This is a genomic window from Pseudomonas paraglycinae, from assembly GCF_021601625.1.
Lineage (GTDB): Bacteria > Pseudomonadota > Gammaproteobacteria > Pseudomonadales > Pseudomonadaceae > Aquipseudomonas > Aquipseudomonas paraglycinae.
In genome coordinates, this window is sequence record NZ_BQHR01000009.1 from 169476 (window position 1) to 192214 (window position 22739).

Genomic DNA, 22739 nt, shown 5'->3' on the forward strand with positions numbered 1-22739 from the left:
GGGCGTTTCAGCGCCATGAACGACAACGCAGCTGACCTCCATCGGAGCAGCTGTCTGTCGGTGTTATTGCGGCTCGGCTGCGGACTTGATCCAGCAGCCAGACCGGTCTTTCAAAGGCGAATAGACGCCAACATTCGATGCAACATTTCATCGCAGGCCGTGAGCTGATCGACGCTGACGAACTCGTCCGGCTTGTGGCCCTGATCCATGCTGCCGGGGCCGCACACCACCGTGGGAATCCCCACTGCGTCAAACAAGCCACCTTCGGTCCCAAACGCAACAGTACCGAAATCGTCCGAACCACAGAACGTGGCGATCAATTGCGCAGCCTTGCTTCGGGCATCGGTGGCCAGCCCCGGATAGGCCGACAGTTCGCTGAAACGGATATCGCTCTGCTCGCTGACGGCCCGCATGCGCGGCAGCATTTGCTGTTCGGCATAGGTCTTGAGTTGCTGCGCGACGACCGCCGGATCCTGCGAGGGCAGGGCGCGGATTTCGAAGTCGAAACGACAGTCGGCGGGGACGATGTTCAACGCCTTGCCACCGTTGATCACGCCGGTTTGCACCGTGGAGTACGGCGGGTCGAAACGCGGATCGAGGTGCTCGTCCTTGAGTTGCCGGCCGATGCGTCCCAGCTCGCCGATCAGCTCGGCGGCGCACTCGATGGCGTTCACTCCGAGCGGCGCGTAGGCCGAGTGACAGGCATGACCCTGGACATCGCAACGCATTGCCAGTTTGCCCTTGTGCCCGAGCACCGGTTTGAGTTCGGTCGGCTCGCCGATGATGCACAGCAGCGGTTTGACCGGACGCTGCTCCAGCACCTTGAGCAACGAGCGCACGCCGAGGCAGCCGACTTCTTCGTCATAGGACAAAGCAATGTGCACCGGCAGTCGCAACGGTGCTTCGAGCAACGACGGCACCAGCGCCAGCACGCAGGCGATGTAGCCCTTCATGTCCGCCGTGCCGCGACCGTAAAGCTTGCCGTCACGCTCGCTGAGTTCGAACGGCGGCAGCGTCCACGGCTGGCCATCGACGGGCACCACATCGGTGTGCCCCGACAACACGATGCCCGGCTGATCGGCCGGGCCAATCGTGGCGAACAGATTGGCCTTGCTGCGCTCATCGTTGTAGATCAGCTCGCATGGCACGTCGAAACTTTCGAGGTAGCTGCGCACGAAGTCGATCAATTGCAGGTTGGACTCGCGGCTGGTGGTGTCGAACCCCACCAGCGTCTTGAGCAACGCGACGCTGTCGCTCATCGGTCGTCTCCGGCAACCCCGTAGCCCGGCGCCTTGGCCGGATCGAGGGCGCGGTCGATGTAGTCCTGCAACTGCGGGCGATAGGCGTCCCACAGTTTTTGCAGTTGGCCGATCGGGTCTTCATCGGCCCAGTCCACCCGCAGGTTGACGATGGGCCAGGTCAGTTCACCCACCACGACCACGGCTGCCGAATGCACCGGACCTGCTTCACCACCCAAGGCCTGGGCGGCGTGCAGGGCTTTGATCAGGCGATCGGCCAATTGACCTTCGCCTTCTTCGAACGCGCTGACCATGGCTTCGATCACCGAGCGCCCGGCGAGCATGTTGCCCGCCGCCACGCATTGCTCTCCCGACACGGCGTTGTGCACGCCCAAGGTTTGCGCGCCGCTGAAATGCGCGGTCTGGCCGAGGTGGTTAATGGCCGTGATCTGCCGGTACTGACTGTAGCCGTTGCGGGTCAGCACCTTGTCCAGCGCCGCCTCGGGCGCCAGACCTTGCTCCATCAGGGCGAGCACTTCCGGGCCGAGCGACGGCAGAGTGATGTTCTGGCTCGACACCGCACCAACCCCCGGCAACAGCCACGGGCAGCGGGCGCCGACGGCGATGCTGGAGGAGCTGATGGCGATGCCGAACTGACCGGTTTCGGGGCAGCGGGCGGCGATGGAAAATGTCATGTGTGGCCTCCTTTCGCTAAGGTCGAATTACTCGGGAATCACCGCAACCACATCAATTTCCATCAGCCACTGCGGCTGACCCAAAGCCGACACCACCAGCCCGGTGGAGATCGGGAACACGCCCTTCAGCCATTTGCCGACTTCCTGATACACCGGCTCGCGGTAGCGCGGGTCGATCAGGTAAGTGGTGGTCTTGACGATATGGCTCAGGTCGCTGCCGGCCTCTTCGAGCAGTTGCTTGACGTTGCGCATGGCCTGTTCGGTCTGCGCGCGCGGGTCGCCGAGACCGACCAGTTCGCCATCGAAATTGGTCCCGACCTGACCACGGACATACACGGTGTTGCCGGCGCGCACGGCCTGGCACAGGTCGTTGTCCAGGGTCTGGTTCGGGTAAGTGTCCTTGGTGTTGAACATGCGGATGCGGGTGTGGGTTGGCTGACTCATGTGCGGCTCCTGACGAATTCGGACCCGGCGCGACGGGCGCCGGGATTGAAGAGGGAAATCAAGCGTCGACGGTGTCGACAGCGTTGTTGTGCAGCGCGGCTTCGCGTTGTTCGGCATCGCGATAGGCCAGGTATTTGCGCTGGGTGGCGATGTGATCGGCCACGTGCTTGGCGTCGTGCCACACGCCCCAGATGAACGACGAACCGCGTCGCGACTGCCACGGCAGACCGAGGAAATACACGCCCGATTCGCTGGACACACCGCGCTGGTGTTGCGGCTTGCCGTTGTCGTCGAACGCGGCGACTTTCAGCCACGAATAGTCCACGGCAAACCCGGTGGCCCAGATGATCGAGGTGATACCGGCGGCGGCCAGATCGAGATCGGCCAGCGGGTTTTTCACGCATTCAGGATCCGGATAAGTCTCGCGGGCTTCCGGTTCCAGCGGCAGGTCGAGGCCGTTGCGTTCGATGTAGGCGTCGGCGGCATCCAGCAGCGCGAGGTAGTTCTCGTCGCCACGCTTGAGGTTGTCGCGCAGGTCCTGTTTGAAGGTCACCACGCCGTCGCTGAACGATTCGGTGACGCCGACCAGGGTCATGCCGCGATGGGCCAGACCACGGAAGTCGATGGTGCGGCCACCGTGGGCACCGCTGACGGCGATGGTCACGTGCTCGCGGCCGGGTTTCATCGCGGCTTGATCCCACTCGCCGAGCACGCCCAGCCACCAGCAGAAATCACGGTTGCGGTAAGCGCGGGGAGGGCGGTCGTGGGCGCCGACCGAGAGGTAAACCTGCTTGCCCGAGCGCTGCAATTCATCGGCGATCTGCACGCCCGACGAACCGGCACCGACCACCAGCACTGCGCCGGCCGGCAACTGCTGCGGGTTGCGATAATCAGCCGAGTGAATCTGCAGCAGACGCTCATCTTTCGGTGCAATGGCCGGGATCACCGGACGCTGGAACGGGCCGGTGGCGGCGACGACGCGGGCCGCTTCGATCACGCCCTCGGAGGTCTCGATGGTGAAGCCCGGGCGACCGACATTACGCACTACGCTTTTCACATCGACGCCGGTGCGGATCGGCGCGTTGAATTTCTTTGCATACGCTTCGAAGTAATCGGCGACACGTTCCTTGTGGGCAAAACCGTCCGGATCGACATCATCGAATTCCATCCCCGGAAACCGGTCGTGCCACGCCGGACCGTTGGCCACCAGCGAGTCCCAGCGCCCGGTGCGCCAGCGTTCGGCAATGCGGCTGCGCTCCAGCACCAGGTGCGGCACACCGAGTTTGCTCAGGTGTTCACTCATGGCCACACCCGCTTGACCGGCGCCGACAACAAGCGTGTCTGTTTTTATTATTTCAGTGGTCATCTCTGATCCCTTCTCACGAGGCCGTTGGATTCAGGTCGCTGTCGACCTGTTCTCTGTGCTTGGGATCAGACTAGGGAGGGGGTGGTTATCGGTAAAATATTATTAAGCTGGCATGTGAAGATAAAAACGTGATGCAGAGGCCTGAAAGCTCCGTAAATACGGGGCTTCACCTTGGCACCGGAATCCGAGACAACAAAAAAAAGGACCGCCGACAGGATAGTCGACGGCCCTTTTCAAGGCGTGTTCAGATCACAAGGACTCAGCGATCGAGAAACGCCAGCAGGTCTTCATTCAATTGCTGCGCATGAGTCACCGCAAAGCCGTGCGGCGCACCTGCGTAGACTTTCAGTTCAGCGCCCTTGATTTGCGCGGCCGCTTGTTTGCCGGTGGTTTCGAACGGAACAATCTGATCGCCATCGCCGTGAATCACCAACGTCGGCACATCGATTTTCGCCATGTCCGGGCGGAAGTCGGTTTCCGAGAATGCAGTGACGCAATCCACGGTGCCTTTGAGCGAGGCCAGCAGGGCGATGTTCAGGGTTTGGGTCAGCACGCCATCGGAGACTGTCTGACCCTGATTGGTGCCGTAGAACGGGGCATTGAAGTCCGCGATGAACTGCGCACGATCCTTCAGCAGGCCAGCCTTGATTCCGTCGAACACCGACTTGTCGACGCCTTCGGCAAAGTCCGGTTTCTTGCCGAACAGCGGTGTCACCGCGCCCAGCAACACCAGTCCGGCAACGCGCTCGCTGCCGTGGCGTGCGATGTAGCGGCTGACATCGCCGCCGCCCATGGAGAAGCCGACCAGGGTCACGTCACGCAGATCCAGGTGCTCGATCAGTTGCGCGATGTCATCGGCGAAGGTGTCGTAGTCGTAGCCGGTCCACGGCTGCTCGGAACGGCCGAAGCCACGACGGTCAAAGGCGATGGTGCGATAGCCGCGGCTGCTCAGGTATTCCATCTGGTATTCCCACATGTCAGCATCCAGCGGCCAGCCGTGACTGAACAGCACGGGCTTGCCGCTGCCCCAGTCCTTGAAATAGATCTCGGTGCCGTCTTGGGTCGTGAACGTGCTCATGAAAACTCCTTGGGTGTGGGCCTGCGAGGATGCCGTGATGGCAGCGTTCACTATCGCGACAAAGGGCATTGGCCACTTGTACGCAGGTGCTAAGTTTCGAGCCGCACGCGTTAACGATTTGACGGCATGAGTTGTAAGATGCAACCGCATCGAACCTGCCGTTTTGCCGGAGACACCCGAAATGAAGCGCAAAAGCCTTGCGGGCAATGCCTGCCCGATCGCCCGGACACTCGATCTGATCGGTGACTGGTGGTCGTTGCTGATCATCCGCGATGCGCTGGAAGGCATCAGTCGTTTCAGCGATTTCGAGAAGAGCCTGGAAATCGCCAAGAACATGTTGAGCACCCGGCTCAAAGGGCTGGTCGAGCGCGACATCCTGCGCTTGGTGCCAGCGTCCGATGGCAGCGCTTACAAGGAATACGTGCTGACCGAAAAGGGTCGGGCGTTGCAAACTGTGATCGTTGCGTTGTCGCAGTGGGGTGGGGAGTTCATGTTCGAGCCTGGCGAGCCGGGGTCGGTGATGGTGGATGCGCAGAAGCGTCAGCCGATCAGGAAGCTTCAGTTGCTGTCGGCCGATGGTCGGGTGCTGGCGCCGGAAGATGTGGCGACGAAACTGGCGGTTGAGCATTGAGATGATGTGATTCACCGATTCCGGAAGACTTTTACTGATGCCGCTGGTCGGCAATACATATTTAGTAATGACAAAAATTGACGTCAGAATAGTGGCTCATTACTATCGCGCCACTATTCTGATATCAGTTTCCGTCTCGAGGGATCGAACATGTCCTCACCCGCCCTCGTGGCGAGGTTGTGCCTGGCTTTGCTATGCCTTTCTCCACTCCAAACCGCACTTGCAGCACCCACCCCCGGTGAAACCGACCTGATCCGCGAACGCCAGAATCGTCTGCTCGAAGAGCAGCAGCGGCGGCTCGAAGAGCTCAAGGATCTGCCCGGTAAAGAGGCCAAGCCGGCGCAGCCGGAAGCCCCCGCCGACACACGTTGCTTTCAGATCAACGACATCGAGCTCAAAGGCGCCGACAGCCTGTCGGAGAACGACAAGAGCCGTTTGCTCAAGCCCTACATCGGCCAGTGTCTCGGTGTGCCTCAGCTGAATGAAGTGCTGAAGGTCATCACCGATCACTACATCGAGAAGGGTTGGGTGACCAGCCGTGCTTATCTGCCACAGCAGGATCTGTCCGGCGGGCACCTGAAAGTGCTGGTGGTCGAAGGCAAACTCGAGGGCTTGAAAGGCGCCGACAACAGCAAGCTCTCTGAGCGTGAGTTGTCGATGGCGTTTCCCGGCAAGGCCGGTGAGCTGGTGAACCTGCGCGAGATCGAGCAAATGGTCGATCAGCTCAATCGCCTCCCTTCCAACCAGGCCAAGATGGAGCTGTCGCCAGGCAAGAACGTCGGCGGCAGTGAGGTGCTGGTCACCAACACCCCGCAGAAACCATGGCGCGCCGGACTGTCGCGCAGCAACGATGGCCAGCGCAGCACGGGTGAGCAGCAATGGGGCACGACATTCGACTGGGACAGCCCGCTGGGTCTGGCTGATCAGTTGAGTCTGCGCGGCGGTCACGATGCGATGACCGATCACCAGCACACCTCCAACAACGCCATGCTCAACTACAACCTGCCGTGGGGCTGGTGGAACTTCAGCTACACCTACAGCCAGAGTGAGTACCGCTCGCAAATCGCGGCCAACGGCTACAACTTCAAGCAGACCGGCGACAGCGAAAACCATCAGCTGCGCGCCGAGCGGGTGATCCACCGCGACTCGGTCAGCAAGACCTCCCTCAACGCCGGCCTGTCGTATCTGCGCACCAACAACTTCATTGAAGACAGCAAGCTCAAGCTGAGCAGCAACCGCATCAGCGAAGCGCAGTTCGGCTTCAACCACGGGCGGCGTATCGGCAGCGCCTTCGTCAACTTCGACGCCGGCATGCAGGAAGGCATCGGTGCATTCGACGCTCAGGGCAGTCACGACCCGGGCCCCGGCGAGCCGGATGCGCGTTACCGCAAATACACCGCAACCCTGAGCTATCTGCAGCCATTCAAAGTGTGGGGCGAGTCCTTCACCTTCAGCAGCCTGATGACCGGCCAGCGCAGTGAAGACGTGTTGTTCAGCCCGCAACGTACCAGCCTCGGCGGGTCGTCTTCGATCCGTGGCTACAAGGATCAATCGCTGTCTGGTGACAGCGGTGGCTACTGGCGCAATGACCTGCGCTGGTCGCGCCCGATCAACGCCGAATGGCTGCGCCCGGTGTTCGCGGAATACGGCACCAGCCTCGGTTACGATCAGGGCGTGATCCGTGGTGACCGCTACAACGGTGACCAGCATGGGCGCATGTCGAGCAACTCGCTGGAACTGTTTGCCCGGGGCGAACACGTTGCGGCCAGCGTGACCTTTGCCCACTCCCTGGAACGCCCTGACGTGCTGACCGAGCGCGAAGCGCCGATCTATTTCCGCGTGGATTTCTTCCTCTAGTTTTTGCCCTTTCCGAGATTCTGATATGGACTTCCGCCAACTGGCCTTTCTGGCCAGTCAGCCTTCTGCTGCCGTAAAAAACCGTGAACACTTCTGGGGCATGCCCAAACGCGGACTGGCGTTCCTGCTGGCCAACGTCATGTTCTGGCAGCCGATGTGGGCGCAGGCAGACGGAATCGTGGTCAGTGCGCCCGGCACCACGCTCGACCGGGCAGGCAATGGCGTGCCGATCATCAACATCGCCACGCCCAACGGTGCGGGTCTTTCGCATAACCAGTTCCACGATTACAACGTGGATGCTCAAGGCGTCATCCTCAACAACGCTACGAGCCGCACGCAGCTGACGCAGATCGGCGGAATCATTCTCGGCAACCCGAACCTGCGCGGTGCGGCGGCGCAAACCATCCTTAACGAAGTCAACGGTGGCAGTCCGAGTCAACTGCGCGGTTACACCGAAGTGGCGGGGCAGTCGGCGCGGGTGATCGTGGCCAACCCGTATGGCATCAGTTGCAACGGCTGCGGCTTCATCAATACGCCGCGTGTGACATTGACCACCGGCAAACCTGTGCTCGATGGCGCGGGTCGACTGGACCGTTTTCAAGTCGATCAGGGCAGCGTCTCCATCGATGGCAAAGGTCTGGATGCCAGCGCTGTCGACAGCTTTGAAATCCTCACCCGCAGTGCGCAGATCAACGCGCAGATCCACGCCAAACGCCTGAACATCACCACCGGTCGCAACGATGTAAACGCCGAAACGCTCAACGCCACCGCGCGTGCCGATGACGGCAGCGCCAGACCGCAACTGGCGATCGACTCTTCGGCGCTGGGCGGGATGTACGCCGGGGCGATCAAACTGGTGGGCACCGAGGCCGGTGTCGGCGTGAAACTGGCAGGCGAACTGGCGGCCAGCGCCGGGGATATCCAGATCGACGCCAATGGCCAACTGACGTTGGCGAAGGCCACGGCCAGCAATGCGGTCGACATCAAGGCCAACATTCTTGAGGCGCAGCAGGCCGTTTACGCGGGCACGCAATTGACCGTGCAAACCGCTAAGGATCTGGTCAACCAGCAAAGCCTTGCCGCCAGGGACAGCGTTCGCCTGACCAACGTCGGCACATTGACCAACGCCGGCGTGATTGAAGCCGGAGTGAATGCGGATAACAGCCGTAACAGCAATGGCGATGTGTCCATCAACAGCGGCTCGGTGAGCAACCGTGGCAGCGTATTGGCCAGTCGCTCGCTGAGCGCAAGTGCCGCAGGTGTGCTCGATAACCAGAACGGTATCGTCCAGGCCAAAGACGTCGCGCTAAGCGCCACTCGGTTGCTCAACCAAGGGGCTGACGCCCGGATTTACGGCGAGACCAGCCTGGCCTTCAACGTCCCGGCAATCGTCAACCTCAGTGGTCTGATCCGCTTCGCCGACGGCCAGGCGGCAACGCTCTCCGTCGACAGTCTGGACAACCGCAAAGGTCGTATCGAAATCGCCGGCGGCAGTCTGAAACTCAATGCGCGGGCGCTGCAAAACGATGACGGCAAAATCATCGCCGGACGTCTGGATATCGATACCCGGCTACTCGACAACGCTGGCGGCCTGATTGCTGCCAGCCAGGGCGAAACCAAGGTCGTCGCCCACGAACGTCTGAACAATGGCAAAGGCAAGATCCAGGCAAAGACCGACCTCGTTGTGTCGGGCGCCGAGTTGCTCAATCAGGGCGGCACATTGGCCGCCGATTCGATTCGGATCACCGGCACCCGACTGGATAACAGCAGCAAGGGTGTCATCAGTGCCGAAAACGGCAATCTTGATCTGGCACTGGATCAGGACCTCGATAACCACGCTGGCAAGCTTCAAGCCTCGGATCGATTGAGCGTCGCTGCCCAGAGCATAGACAACCGTAATGCCAGCCTGACCGGCAAATCCCTTGAGGTCACCAGTCGCGGCAAGCTCGACAACTCCCAAGGCACGATTTCATCCGATGACAGCGTGCTGGCCAGCGAAGACCTGGACAACACTCAGGGCCTGATTCAGGGCAACACGTCCCTGAACCTGACTGCACGCGATCTGGACAACACCAACGGCCAACTGCTCGGCGGTGTTGTCGATGCGACGCTGGACAATCTCACCGGCAATGACAAAGGCGCGATCAGCGCCGAGACCGGCAAGCTCACGCTGGTCGTCAACCAGCACCTGAACAATGCCTTGGGTCGACTGCAAGCCAGCCAGGGTGACGTGGATGTTCACGCCGGCAGTATCGACAACCGCAAGGGTGTGGTGGCTGCGCAACAGTTGCTGTTGGTCGCTCGCAATGGCCACATCGACAACCGGGGCGGGCGGGTGATCGGCGATCGCCTCGACCTGCAAGCCGCCAGCCTCGATAACGGCGAGGGCGGTCTGTTGGCGGCGGGTGTTGACGGCGCTCGGCTGATTCTCAAGCAAAACGTTACCGGTCAGTCGCAACTGCTCAATCAAAAAGGCCGGATCCAGAGCGATGCCGACCTGTACATCGAAAGCGATACGGTCGACAACAGTGCCGGTGTGTTGCTGGGCAAAACCATCGAAGTCAACGCCACGCAGCTGAACAACAGCGACAAGGGCGGCATCGTCGGCACGGGCGGCGACATTGCGCTGAAAATTGCCGGTGTCTTCAAAAACGTCACGGGCGTGGTCGACGCCGCTGAGCAACACCTGCTGCTCGAACAACTGGTCGAACTCGACAATCGCGGCGGCACATTGCGCGGGCAGCGCCTGGACATCACCAGTACGTCCATCGACAACCGTGATGCGGGCCAGATTGTTGCCGGTAGTGATGGTCTGAAAATCGTCGGCAGTACCGTACTGAATCAGCAGGGTGCGATCCTCGCCAATGGCAGCCACGCAGAACTCGCGCTGGGCACCGGCAACCTGCAAAACCAGGGTGGCACGCTACAGGCTGACACGCTCGACATCACCAATGCCGACCTCGACAACAGCGCAGTCAACGGCAAGGCCGGCTTGATCTCCAGCCTGCTGGGCGATTTGCAGCTGACCGTGACACGCCTGATCAACCATGGCGGCAAGCTCTTCGGCAAAGGTCAGGTCACTTTCGATGGCACCCGTCTGGATAACGCGGGTGGTGAGATCAGCGGCAATCGGCTGGGTCTCGAAGCGGTCAGCCAGATTCTCAATCAGGGCGGACTGATCGAGTCGGCGACGAATCTGCAACTGATCGGCGACCAACTGGATAACAGCGCTGGCGGGCAGATACGCGCACTTGGCGGCACCTTCAGCAAGATCAAACTGAACGGCAATCTGAACAACCAGAACGGCGCCATCGAGATCGGCAGCCAGGATCTGCAGCTTGGCGGTGCCCAGCTCAACAACCTCAGCGGCAGCGTTCGTCACGCCGCGCAAGGGTTGTTTGACCTGGATCTGAATAACCTGACCGGCTCCCAGGGCAGCCTTACCGGTCTGGGCAACGGCGTCTGGGATGTTGCGGCGGTCAATGGTGTGGGCACCTGGCAACTCAATGGGGGGCTGACTTACACCAGTTCGCAGGATTTGAACCTCAATGTCGGGGATCGCATCGCCAGTGCTTCGGCGCTGAACCTGAATGTCGCCAATCTGAACAACGCCGGGCAACTGCTCAGCGATGGCGATCTGTCGCTGACCCTTGGCGGCAACCTGATCAACAGCGGTCGAGTGTCGGCTCAGCAGAAACTCACCATCAACGCCAGCGACGTGATTCAACAGGACGGGCGGCTGGTCAGCGGTGGCGATACCGTGATGACCTTGCGCGGCACGCTGGACAACCTCGGTCGGCTGATCGCCAACCAGAACCTTACGGTGACGGCTGCCCGGATCGACAACAAAGGCACTCTGGGCGCCCAGGGCAATCTCGAATTCAACGCCGCCAACGGCATCTCCAACGGAGCCGATACGCTGCTGTTCAGCGGCGGCACGATGAAGTTGCATGGCAACAGCCTGAGCAACTATTACGGCGATATCTACAGCCGGGGCAATCTCACGGTCGACGCCGTGGGTGGTGGTCGTGCTGCGTTGTTCAGCAACTTGTCGGGGACGGTCGAGGGCGAGGGAGATATCGACATCAATGCGATGTCGGTGGAAAACGCCAAGTCGGTTTTCGAAATGTCGCAGGGCGGCAGTTCCGGCTCCATCAGATGGATTTGCGGGCAGCATTGCGGTGGCCACGATGGCTGGAAAAAAGGCACGATCATTATTGATCGGACCTATAACGATGTGGTTCTCAAAGACTCGACCGCATCACGCTTCGTCGCGGGCAAAAACCTGACGATTCATGCCAGCAATGTCGAAAACCGCTACAGCTTGATGGCTGCGAACGGCAACCTAACGGTAACCGCCGACCGCTCATTAAACCTCGGCGCGGAATCGCGCTCCGGCACTTCGACAGAATCGATTGGCACGCCTGGCAGGATCGACAATAGTCTGTGGGACCGGATGGAGTTCATCGAAGTCCCGGCGTTCAACGCGCAGACGCAGCAGGGGAATTTCGATGAGGCACGCTTCAACGAGTTGGTCGCCGTAACCAATGACAGTCGCTTCTCCCACCCTAGCAACGTACCAATAAACTGGTCTCCCAATGGCAACACCTTGTATCCGGCCACCCTGCAGGCGGGAGGAACGGTAAGCCTCAACGTCACTGACTCCATCCAGAACGGCAAGCTCTACAACAATACTTACGATCAGCTCACCGGAAATCTGGACAGCGAAAAAGCCACCGGTGTGGGTGTCGTCGACATCAATCTGGGCAAGCGCAGCAGCGCCGCCAGCGTTCAGGTCGCCAAGGACGTCACTCGCATCGAAAAGGTGGATGCGGACGGCGTGAAGCAGATCAGCTTCGTCCCGGTTGATTTCCGTGGGGTGCCGTTTGCTGCCGTAGATCCAACCGCGTCTTCGACATTCAGGCTTCCGAAAGGCCCTTACGGCATGTTCGTGCAGAGCCCGAATCCGCAGAGCCGCTACCTGATCGAAACCAATCCGGAGCTGACTCAGAGCGCGCCATTCATGAGCTCGGACTACCTGCTGGGTAAGCTCAATTTCAACGCCGATGAGGCCGCTCGCCGCCTCGGCGACGGTCGCTACGAATCGCGTTTGATCAGCGATGCAGTGTTGGCTCAGACCGGCCAGCGCTTTCTGGCCGGTGGCTTGAACAACGATTACGAGCAATTCCGTTACCTGATGGACAACGCGCTCGCCAGCAAAAACGAGCTGAATCTGACGGTGGGTGTCACCCTGACGTCGGAGCAGGTGGCGGCGCTGACGCATGACATCGTCTGGATGGAAGAGCGCGTCGTCGACGGTCAGAAAGTGCTTGTGCCGGTGCTGTATCTGGCGCAGGCCGAGTCGCGCAACGTGCGCGGCGGCAGCCTGATTCAGGGGCGTGATCTGGAAATGATCGCCGGCAACGACCTGGTCAACGTCGGCACTCTGCGGGCCACCAACAACCTCACGGCAGATGTCAAAGGCAGCCTCTATAACGGTGGTCTGGTCGAGGCCAACGAACGCCTGAGCCTGATGGCCACCGACAGCATCCGCAATGCGCTGGCCGGTGATATTCGCGGTAATCAGGTCAGCCTGAGCACCCTCAAGGGTGACATCGTCAACGACCGGACCGCCGTGACTTACAGCCCGGGGCAGGGTTTGCGCACTTCCCTTGATGACGGCGGCAACATCAGCGCCCGCGATACGTTGAGCATCAAGTCCGGCCGTGACTTGACCAACTCCGGCACGATCAACAGCGGCGCCGATGCAGACCTGAGCGCGACCCGCGACATCAACTTACTGGCGGTTCAGAACGTCAACGAGATCCACACAATCGAGAACGGCGGACATCGCTCGACCGTCACCACAACCGTGGAAAACCTCGCGTCCAGCGTGAAAAGTGGCGACAACCTGAAGCTTGACGCCGGTCGCGACATCAACGTCCTCGCCAGTATGGCACAAGCCAAAGGCGATCTGCTTGCCGACGCGAAACAAGACTTGAACATGGCTTCGGCGAGCGACGAACACAATGTCGAAACCAACAGCAAAAGTGGCAAGAAACGCGTCCACGAAGAAGACAATCACACCGTCCAGAAGGCCGCTGAGTTCATCGCCGGTGGCGACGTCAAAACCAACTCCGGCCGCGATACCACATTGGTGGCGAGCAAGATCAGCGCGGGCAATGAAGCCTATGTGTATGCGGGTAATGACCTGAGTCTGCTGGCAGCGCAGAACAAGGATTACACCCTGTACGACATGAAGGAGAAGGGTGGTTTCGGCGCCAAGAAAATGCAGCGCGACGAAGTTACCCAGATCACTCATGTGGGGAGCGAGATCAAGACCGGGGGCAATCTCACGCTGGTTAGCGAGGGGGATCAGCGCTATCAGGTGGCGAAGCTTGAAAGTGGCAAGGACATCACGCTGGACAGTGGTGGGGCGATTGTTTTTGAAGGGGTGAAGGATTCTCACGACGAGAGCCATACCAAAAGCGATGGAGATGCTTTTTGGACTTCGTCAAAAGGCCGGGGCAATAACGATGAAACGCTGCGTCAGAGTCATCTGATCGCATCTGGAAAGCTTACGATCAAAGCTGTAGACGGGCTGAAGATCGATATCAAACATGTCGATCAGCAAAGCGTGCACCAAGCCATTGACGCAATGGTCGAGGCCGATCCTCAACTTGCCTGGCTCAAGCAGGCAGAAGCGCGAGGAGACATCGACTGGAGGCAAGTCAAGGAAATCCACGAGTCGTTCAAATATCAAAACTCGGGCCTTGGGCCAGCTTCGCAACTGATCATTGCAATCGTGATGGCAGCAGTTATCGGTCCGATGTCGAGCATGATTCTGCAATCCGTTGCGGTTACCGCAGCGACAAAGGCCGCCGTCAGCACCATCGACAACCGAGGCAATCTGGGCAAGATTGCAAAGGACGTTACCTCCAAGGAAGCGCTTAAAAGCTATGTCGTGGCGGCAGCAACCGCGGGCGTTACCCAAAGCCTCAACTACGACCCAGGCGCAATTGGACTGAATCCCGAGAGCTTGAAGATTGTGGCGATCAAGGTGAGTTCGGATGCCTTGATCAAAACCGCTGTTTACGGCGGCAGCCTGAAAGACAATTTTGCGAGTTCTGCAGTGGGCACCGCTGCGGCCATCGGTGGCGCCTATGGGGCCGGGAAAATCGGTGATCTTTCCCTGAAAGACGGGAGCGTTGGGAAAATCCTCCTGCACGCCGGATTGGGCGGTTTGCTGGCTGAGGCCACGGGCGGTGACTTCCGTACGGGTGCCATCGCAGGGGGCGCCAACGAAGTGTTGATCGGTCTTCTTGGAGAGAGGCTCCTTCCTAAAAATCTCGTAAAAGGAAGCGCCGAATACGCTCAGGCTCAGGCGAACCTCCTCGCACTCTCGCAGGTCGTGGGTGTGTTGGGAGCGGCAGCTTCCGATGGCGATCTGGGCGTCGCAGCGACGGTGGCGGCAAACGCAACGCAATACAACTTCCTTGGGAAGCACGACAAGGCGGAACGTGATAACGCACGTGAGGAGTTCAAGGAAACAGGAGCAATAGATCCTGCTAAGCGACTGGTGCGACTGGAAGGCGCGGATCACCGAAGTGATGATCTGCTCGCCAAGTTCCGCCTGGACAGAAATTCTCTGACACCACAGGAGCGCACGGAGTTAGCAGCTTACCTCCAAGTGTACGCCGCCCAAGAGATGGAAAACTCGACGTTGGCAGAGGTCAATGCCCGGGTCAGCAAGCTAATCAGCAATGGCCCCGAGAACCCGGAGCTATACCGTTACGCCGGGACCACCGAAGCCAAAAATGCTTTTGCCGATGCTCAGCGTGCCATGGCCGGTGGATGGTTCGATCAATTGGTCTGGACCCGGACAAAAACTGAAAACGAACTGATCTTCAAGGACGCTCAAGGCTACTTACGCATCAATAACGAACAGCAGGGTTTGTCGAATCTTGGAAATCCGGCTTTGTACGGATTGACCGGTCCACTGGGTACGAGCATTCGTATCGCTGCCGCCGTCGACGGTGTTTTCCAGATCGGATTTGGTACCAAGCAGGCGATCAATGGCGACATCTGGAACGCGGCCGGGAACATCGTAGTTGGCGCGCTCGGGGTAGCAGGTGCTGGCCTTCCGAATGTTCAAGGGCCAAAAGTTGCGGTAACTGGAGAGCTTTCTGTAACCAACTCCAAGCCCGGTAAGCAGATTGCGGAAGTTGTAAGGCCGGAAGTGCCCAAAAATGCGAACGCAACAAGCATGCTTACGGATTCGGAAACCGCTGCGCTGCTCGAGAGAAATGTAATAGGAGGAACGGCTAAGGGTGCTGCACCCAAAGTGGCGGCAGAGGGAACGGTAGGAGGACAGACCTTCCAGGACGTCAATCAAACCTCTCGTCCGCTTAATGAGGCGGACCCAAAAATACCGTCGTTGATCACGGATAGAATTGCAAACAAAGCCGCTACGAACACTGGCAAGCTTTATCCAAATGGAAATATGAAAGATGCCCACGCTGAAATCGGAGTGATTCAGCAAGCATATAGCGCTGGTAAAACCGCGGGAGCGGACATGTCCATGACAGTCGCTGGAAAGGACGTATGCGGATTCTGCAGAGGCGACATAGCCGCTGCCGCAGAAAAGGCTGAGTTGAAATCTTTAACCGTAAGCGCTATAGATGATAAAACAGGATTGCCGAAAAACTACTACTGGGAGCCAGGTATGAAGTCTATTAAGGAGAAAAAATAGATGGTGATCGGAGGGTATACGCTTAGTCCTGAACACGGTAGATTACAAATACCTCTTGTTAATCAGCCGACTATGGAAGATGTTAAATCCATTATATTTGAGTATAGTAAATTCGATGGCGTCACTTCGTTGTCTATTACCCCTGTACCTGAAGCTGGACCTTACGAAATAAATCTTTATTCTGATTCTGGAAACTACCTTCTAATGTTAAATCAATACCTGGATGATGGGGAACACGTCGTACGTACCCTTAATAATGCGTCAGCTGGAACACAACTGATTGACGTTTTGGGTGATTGCTATCAGGCGAGTTTGATTACAAGAGATATAGGGATTGTTATTTCTTGTTTTCAAGAGTTTTTAAGCTCTGGTGATGTAAGTTCATTAGTGCTAAGTGTTTAGATTGGGAGTGTGTAAGTAGGATAGAAAGAAAAGGGTGCGGATTTATTTTATTTAATTCATCTGTCCACTTTTCTTAAATTCTTACACCAATCTGGAAATGGGCATGCTGTCGTCTATGGTCCCGAACGGAAAAGAGGACGGATTTATTTGATTATTAACGCTGCTGAGCCTGGGTCTTTCAATCCTAATTGGTTAAAGTTTTGGGGGCAGCAATGATTATTAGTGGTGGTTTTGGGCGACTGGGTAAATTTCGGTTTTGGTGCGATGAGCCTCATGTTTCTGATTGTAGATGGCTCAGAGTTCATAAGTCTGATTTCGCTGGTGTAAATGACCGGGCTGAACTGGCTGGAGTGCGAAGCATAGTGCTCGAAGCAATGGAGCCTAGGGGTGCCAGGACCTTGTACGCGATGCTTGGGTTGCATTACCTAGCGGAAACTGGAGAGTTTAGAGTAAACGTTGTTAACCACTCACCGAATTCTGCAGTCTATGAGGGCTCTCTTATAGATGATTTTGAGGTGGCGTATTTTGGTTTGCCAGCAAATTATGCAGCCGCATCCGTTGCTGGCATGAAACGCGGGCTAGCGGATACCGTTGGTGCTGATGGAGGTCGGGTAGATATTTGTTGTGCGGCATATGGAAATGTTTCTTCAAGTGAACCTTTTTTTGAAAAGCTAGGCTTTACCTTGGCTCACCTTTTACGGTTGTCATGTGATGATATTTCAGAGGGTTTGATTGGTTCTTATCTTTAATTTTTTCTATTAATTTATAACTAATTAGTAAAAGTAGAAAAAGGAACAAAAGGAAAGTGGGATTTATTTGATTTGTCTTTTGATTTAATAAATCTGCCCCCTTTTGTTGCCCCTTTCGTTGCTCTTGTTGTCCGTCCCCTTTTGTCTACTCTTTTGTTTGCTTGGAGTGATTGCTAACGTAGAAACAGGAAAGCCAAGATGAAGAGCGTTCGGGATATTTTTCACGAGTTAGTGCTGCGAGGAGTGATTTCAGAGCCTAATCTTGTTGGTTGCTCCGAAGTGGATATTGCATCAGTTGAACAACATTTTGGTTGTGAAATTCCGTTGGCATATCGTGATTTTTTGACGATTGCGGGACGTTCGGCTGGTAAGATTTTTTGTGGTGTAGATATATTTTATCCGAGATTGTTTAACCTCAAACTGGAGGCGGAAGAGTTGCTTGATGAGTTAAGTCTCTCTGGCCTTCTACCTGCGGATGCTAAGGTCTTCTGCATGCATCAAGGATATGAAGTTAACTATTTTCTGCCCGTCTCTGACGATCCGCCAGTGTTTCAATTCTTTGAAGGTCAAAGTTCGATCGCTAAAGCTTGGGATAGCTTTTCAGGCTTTTTAATAACATCAATAGAAAGTCATCTTGCACAATGGCCAAACTTAAATTGACACGGCTCAAGGTATGGCTTCGAATGCAATGGTAAAGTAAAAGGGGAGCAGGTCTGTTAATTGGTTCTGGAAGTGGAAATTTCCCAGTGAAAAAAATGAAAAAATGGGACTGAAAAAAGGGGGGCGGATTTAATTAATTAAATCCGTCCCCTTTTCAAAAAGTGGCTTGTAAAATGACCAGCAAAAGCTCTTACGAAGAAATGCGTTTTTGGCTGCTTGATTGTTATTATTAGTATTGCCGGGCAAAACTTATAGGTGAAAAGCAGTGGGCTCCTGATGAGTTTGAGTTTGGGTATGCGTACGATCAGATTTATGATGCAGCTGCACCAGCACTTGAGCGACTTATGGTAGAGGTTTTGGTCATTGTTTTGGCTGCAGGGAGGGCTCCTGCTGCTGAAAAATACCATCGTCAGCAAATTGCAAATTTATTGGCTGAAACCGACTTGAAAGTGATTTTTAATGATGCAAATGAAGATGAGATAGAGGGGCTCTTACTGGATATGAAGGTCCTTCAGCTAGTGTAAAATACTACGGGGGAGGAGACGACAAAGAGGCTCGAAAAGGGGACGGATTTATTTGAATTAATAAATCCGTCCCCTTTTTTACCCAAAAACGGGAATCGCTTGCCTGGAGGAGGGCATCAGGTGAACTTTATGGATAAATCGCCTCGAACTAACCCAGAACTCTATGAAGTTGATATGGGCTCAGTGAGGTCGCTTAAGTGATAGATTTGGTTAGTGAAGTTGTTACAAGGCGCGAGTTCGGTAACGGGTTAGTGTCTGAGCAATTTGTTCGCTGGGATGGAGCTAGTAGCAGCTTTGATGAAATAAAGCAAAATATCCGGTATGCGCAAGAGCACAAGGTTGTAAGTTTTCGGCAAAAAATGGTTCTGGAGAGTGGTGCGGAGATTCATATCCCGATACTTGAAACGCTTCATATCTTACCTGGTAGGTCCGGGGTTTTAGTGATTTTTGAAAAGGAACCTTCTAGGTTTAGTGTTCCACACGCTCCTTGGTTTTTCAGTTTTCCTAATAATGCTGCAATCTACAACGTTGACGGAAAATTACGTTATCAGCTCTTTAATCCGTATGGTGAAAGTAGCTATATCGGTGCAATCCATTCAGGTGCGATGCCCGATCATCCTGATACGTTAGGTGTTTTGATCGGTACGATTGGTCATGACCCAGAGTGGCTTTATTTAGTTGACCCCGCTGGTCCAACATTAATATCTACAGGGAAGTGGATTCGTTATTAGGTCGGAGAGAAAGGGGGGCTTATTTATTTGATTTAATAAATCTGTCCCCTTTTGTTTTCAGCCAAGTTTCTGATGCTGGTAAAGGGCTTATCGGGTCCGGAAATGGGAATTTTGTCGCTCAATCTGTACCCAATAAAGCTGGAGACTTGGTTTGTTGGGGATTAGATACGGAATGCAAAATTCTAGATAATATTGCTGACCAGTTGGGGAGAAATACCTCCGCAAGAGGAACAGTAAGTATCCTTACGGAGAAAGCGGCTTGTGCCAGCTGTCTGAATGTGGCTGAGCAGTTTAAGGCAAAGTACCCCAATATTGCCGTCAATATTCTTGATAATCAGGGTGTTATGTTGCGCCCCCCGAGGAAGACGCCGTAATGGAAGATAGAGTGACTTATGGTGAAATCCGAGCTTGGTTTCTGGGTAGCTATTATAGCTATTGCAAGGTCAAGCTCAGCCACCAAAGCTCATGGGCTGAAGGTGAAAGTGAAGTGGGTTATGCCTATGGCGAGCTTGAAAGCTCATTTGAATTGCCTATTGAAAAGTTAATGCTAGAAGTTATAGCACTTATTCTTTCGGCAGGGCGATCTCCGAAAAAGGTCCAGAAATATCATCTGGATACCATCTCTAAATTGTTAGGGGAGATTGAACTGTCCTCTGTCTTGGAAGATCTGCCTTCTGATGAAGTGGCAGAATTTAAAGGTGATCTTAGGTTGTTAGGTATATATTAGGAAAAAAGGGGGGCGGATTTATTTGCTTTAACAAATTCGTCCCCTTTTTAGTCCGTCACCTTTTTGGTCCGAATATTAGGCTTTCAGGTGGTGCGCATCACGCATCACATTGACTTCATGGATAAAATCCCCCTACAACTCCTGAGTCATATGGTGATGAAAGCTTGAGGTTGTTGAAATGAATGATCTTGTTTTCTGTGTTCGGAATGAGATAGTCCATGCTGATGGAACAGTTTTTGAAGAGTTCTACGACTGGCAGGGATGCAAGACTGATTTTGAAGTTGAAATGAAACACCTTAAGTATGTAAAGGTTAGTCCAGTGGTAGATATGGTGACTTTTATAGTCGTTGAGGATGGTGAAGAGGTCCGATTCCTTGCTGCTGGTATTCCCTACATACTCCCTGATAGGACAGGAGTGTTGGTGGTGTTTGAGCAAAAACCTAACAAATTCAAATGCTCCAAGGCTCCATGGTTTTTTGGGTACCCAAACAATGCCGCGATTTATAATGCTGATGGTTCATTACGTTATCAGTTACGCAATTCGTACGGTGAAGGTAGTTATGTTGGTGCAATCCATTCAGGTGCGATGCCCGATCATCCTGAAACGTTAGGTGTTTTGATCGGTACGGTTGGTCATGAGCCAGAATGGCTTTATTTGGTTGATCCCGCTGGTCCAGCGTTAATACCTACAGGAAAGTGGATTCGTTATTAGGTCGGAGAGAAAAAAGAGAAAGAGAAAAGGGGGGCTGATTTATTTAGAGAAAAGGAGACGGATTTATTATATTTAATAAATCTGTCCCCTTTTGTTTTCTGTGAGGTAATTCCTCGTTGTCAAAACTGCATCAACATGTTCGGAGAAGAATGATGGAGATGGATCAGGAATTTTTGGAGCTCCATGATTTGGACTGGTTTGCGTCGAGCCTGGACGGAACGGTATTGCATTTCGCGACAGGTGGACGCGGTTTTGTTCCGGATTTTGTAAGGCAATCAATTTCAGCCTACGAAGAAGTATATGATTACATTCTTACAATGTCTGCTGGTTGTGGCGTTGAAATTGTTGAGAAAAACCTACCAGGGTTTAATAGCGATATAGAGCGCCAACGTTATTTGAAGTCTTTTTCTGAAATGGCCGGTAGAGGGGTCTTTAGTTATGATGTTTTTGATGACGGAGGATATAGGCTGATAGCTAAGCCGGCCGTTCCTTTAAAATTGTCGGATCTCCCAGGTCAAGTGAGGCATTGTGTTTTTCAATCCTCGATGCATGCACTTAGCATGGTTTTGCCGTTGGATATTGAGCGCAAACGGGAAAAGCGAGAAGACAGCCATTAGCCAAAGGAAAAGGAGACAGATTTATTCGATTAATAAATCTGTCCCCTTTTTTACTTTTTTAATATCGGTGCAATCCATTCAGGTGCGATGCCCGATCATCCTGATACGTTAGGTGTTTTGATCGGTACGGTTGGTCATGGCCCAGAGTGGCTTTATTTAGTTGACCCCGCTGGTCCAACGTTAATACCTACAGGAAAGTGGATTCGTTATTAGGTAGGAGAGAAAAGGGGAGGGAATTAATAAATCTGTCCCCTTTTGCTATTTTTGTTAGTTAATGTTTTTGATAATGGTGGTCTAATTCGTCCAGCCAAGAAAAAAGGAACCTGAGATGTTGCACGAAGAACGCGTTACTTACGAAGTCCTTAAGTCATGGGCGCTGGAGTGTTATTACGAGGGGTGCCGTGATCATGCAGTGAGGAAGGGGTGGCCTCATGAGCAGATAATGGGATATGTCGATTATCAATTTGAAAACGTTTTTGAGCGGCCAGTAGAGAGCTTCATGTGGCGGGTCATCTTGTTGGTTCTATCTGGCGGATGGCATCAGGAATGGTATTTTCGAGCGCGCCAACTGCTTGAAGAGCAAGTGGCAAAAAATGGAATTGATAATATTTTGGTGGGAGTGCCTGCCGGTGAATCAGAGTTTTTTCGACATGACCTGAAAGTGTTAAAACTTATCTGACGGAGAAATGATATCCGAACTATCGATTAGTTGATTCTGGTAGCACAGAAGAATGGTCCGTTTAAATAGGTGCTAAACATGATCTCAATGATACCGTCTATGACAATTGAGCTTCTTCGACGGCTCACTGGCAAGCGAGTCTCTAAGCTTGTTAGGTATAGCTGGTGGCCTGCCTCGGAAGTTTCTGCTCAGTGTGGTATCGAGGAAGAATTAGCCTTCTCATTAACTGCCGGACCTTTAGCTATCTATTTTGAGGATGGCGTAATTCTTGGCTTTTCGAGTGACCCTTCTCTGAATAGTGTCATCGTTTGGGATGAAGCAGCGAGGGTTGTGGGTCAAGGTCCGGCCTCTTTGGATAGCGATGAAGAACTATTCGCTATCTCCGAGTCTGGAAGGTTATCTACTGTTTTTTGGAAGCGATTGATCCGCTGCTGTGTAAGCAATGTAACGATACTTAAGCGTGTGCGCATGAATGCGGTGGAGAGCCAGTGCCCAAGCGAAGTTGGCTTGCGCTTTAGTTTTTCAGGCGGCAAGAGTTTTGTAGTGTCCCATGGGCTGCATGACAATTCTGATGATTTTTCAGTGCTAGAGGAAACTCAGTTGAAGGGAGTCGAGTTGGAGGAGATCTCGATAAATTAAAGGTGCAAAAGAGGGGGCACCGTATCGGTTTGAAAGGGGTAGCGGATGCGGACAGATTTATTGGTCTTAGTAAATCTGTACCAGGTTTTCAAATTTTTCATCAGTACGTGCCAGGTGAAGGTAACAATGGTCAAGAAACGAGGGTTAACCATTGAGTAATGTCGACGCGTTGAATGGGCTTTTGCGCGAATATGTTTATGTGGAAAGTCTTCATCTGGACTCGGAAGATGGACTTTCC

Annotated in this window: 19 protein-coding genes; 14 read left to right on the plus strand and 5 right to left on the minus strand. The window is 54.7% G+C overall.

Annotated elements, in window-relative coordinates:
• Positions 1-110: 110 nt before the first annotated feature.
• The 5 genes from argE to L6D82_RS15570 form a co-directional block, all read right to left on the minus strand.
• On the minus strand, positions 111-1259 hold the full coding sequence (gene argE / locus L6D82_RS15550) for an acetylornithine deacetylase (protein WP_236190222.1): 1149 nt from the start codon (positions 1257-1259) through the stop codon (positions 111-113).
• Positions 1256-1933, minus strand: a complete 678-nt coding sequence (locus L6D82_RS15555; protein WP_039766940.1) for a DUF1028 domain-containing protein — start codon at positions 1931-1933, stop codon at positions 1256-1258. The genes argE and L6D82_RS15555 overlap by 4 nt, the downstream gene beginning before the upstream one ends.
• A 27-nt stretch (positions 1934-1960) precedes the next feature.
• Positions 1961-2377: a RidA family protein gene (locus L6D82_RS15560; protein ID WP_007950460.1), complete on the minus strand. Its 417-nt coding sequence runs from the start codon at positions 2375-2377 to the stop codon at positions 1961-1963.
• A 58-nt stretch (positions 2378-2435) separates the two neighbouring features.
• On the minus strand, positions 2436-3743 hold the full coding sequence (locus L6D82_RS15565; RefSeq protein WP_102718666.1) for a flavin-containing monooxygenase: 1308 nt from the start codon (positions 3741-3743) through the stop codon (positions 2436-2438).
• Between the two features lie 259 nt (positions 3744-4002).
• Complete coding sequence (locus L6D82_RS15570) at positions 4003-4821, minus strand: alpha/beta fold hydrolase (RefSeq protein ID WP_085746212.1); 819 nt, start codon at positions 4819-4821, stop codon at positions 4003-4005.
• Between the two features lie 181 nt (positions 4822-5002).
• Here L6D82_RS15570 and L6D82_RS15575 point away from each other — a divergent pair, with 181 nt between their 5' ends.
• From L6D82_RS15575 to L6D82_RS15635, 14 genes are all read left to right on the plus strand, one after another.
• Positions 5003-5452 (plus strand): winged helix-turn-helix transcriptional regulator, encoded by a 450-nt coding sequence (locus L6D82_RS15575; RefSeq protein ID WP_085746213.1) that lies wholly within the window; start codon positions 5003-5005, stop codon positions 5450-5452.
• Between the two features lie 150 nt (positions 5453-5602).
• Positions 5603-7309: a ShlB/FhaC/HecB family hemolysin secretion/activation protein gene (locus L6D82_RS15580; RefSeq protein ID WP_102687099.1), complete on the plus strand. Its 1707-nt coding sequence runs from the start codon at positions 5603-5605 to the stop codon at positions 7307-7309.
• 25 nt (positions 7310-7334) lie between these two features.
• Positions 7335-16061 carry a two-partner secretion domain-containing protein gene (locus L6D82_RS15585; protein WP_236190223.1) on the plus strand — a complete coding sequence of 2909 codons (8727 nt, stop codon included), beginning with the start codon at positions 7335-7337 and terminating at the stop codon, positions 16059-16061.
• Positions 16062-16463 carry a DUF6911 family protein gene (locus tag L6D82_RS15590; protein ID WP_236190226.1) on the plus strand — a complete coding sequence of 134 codons (402 nt, stop codon included), beginning with the start codon at positions 16062-16064 and terminating at the stop codon, positions 16461-16463.
• A 398-nt stretch (positions 16464-16861) separates the two neighbouring features.
• Positions 16862-17212, plus strand: coding sequence for a hypothetical protein (locus tag L6D82_RS15595; RefSeq protein ID WP_236190227.1), 351 nt, complete (start codon positions 16862-16864; stop codon positions 17210-17212).
• 198 nt (positions 17213-17410) lie between these two features.
• Positions 17411-17872, plus strand: coding sequence for an SMI1/KNR4 family protein (locus L6D82_RS15600; protein WP_236190229.1), 462 nt, complete (start codon positions 17411-17413; stop codon positions 17870-17872).
• Positions 17873-18216: 344 nt separating this feature from the next.
• Positions 18217-18396: a hypothetical protein gene (locus tag L6D82_RS15605; RefSeq protein WP_236190231.1), complete on the plus strand. Its 180-nt coding sequence runs from the start codon at positions 18217-18219 to the stop codon at positions 18394-18396.
• 197 nt (positions 18397-18593) lie between these two features.
• Complete coding sequence (locus L6D82_RS15610) at positions 18594-19127, plus strand: hypothetical protein (protein WP_236190232.1); 534 nt, start codon at positions 18594-18596, stop codon at positions 19125-19127.
• Positions 19112-19501: a deaminase domain-containing protein gene (locus tag L6D82_RS28690; RefSeq protein ID WP_373870907.1), complete on the plus strand. Its 390-nt coding sequence runs from the start codon at positions 19112-19114 to the stop codon at positions 19499-19501. The genes L6D82_RS15610 and L6D82_RS28690 overlap by 16 nt, the downstream gene beginning before the upstream one ends.
• On the plus strand, positions 19501-19854 hold the full coding sequence (gene imm2, locus L6D82_RS15615) for an Imm2 family immunity protein (RefSeq protein ID WP_236190234.1): 354 nt from the start codon (positions 19501-19503) through the stop codon (positions 19852-19854). Before L6D82_RS28690 ends, imm2 begins: the two co-directional genes overlap by 1 nt.
• A 178-nt stretch (positions 19855-20032) precedes the next feature.
• Entirely contained in the window at positions 20033-20566 is a 534-nt protein-coding gene (locus L6D82_RS15620; protein WP_236190236.1) for a hypothetical protein, read from the plus strand.
• 152 nt (positions 20567-20718) lie between these two features.
• Positions 20719-21183: a hypothetical protein gene (locus L6D82_RS15625; RefSeq protein ID WP_236190253.1), complete on the plus strand. Its 465-nt coding sequence runs from the start codon at positions 20719-20721 to the stop codon at positions 21181-21183.
• A 328-nt stretch (positions 21184-21511) separates the two neighbouring features.
• Positions 21512-21862 carry a hypothetical protein gene (locus L6D82_RS15630; RefSeq protein WP_236190255.1) on the plus strand — a complete coding sequence of 117 codons (351 nt, stop codon included), beginning with the start codon at positions 21512-21514 and terminating at the stop codon, positions 21860-21862.
• A gap of 99 nt (positions 21863-21961) precedes the next feature.
• Positions 21962-22501, plus strand: a complete 540-nt coding sequence (locus L6D82_RS15635; protein WP_236190257.1) for a hypothetical protein — start codon at positions 21962-21964, stop codon at positions 22499-22501.
• Positions 22502-22739: the final 238 nt, after the last annotated feature.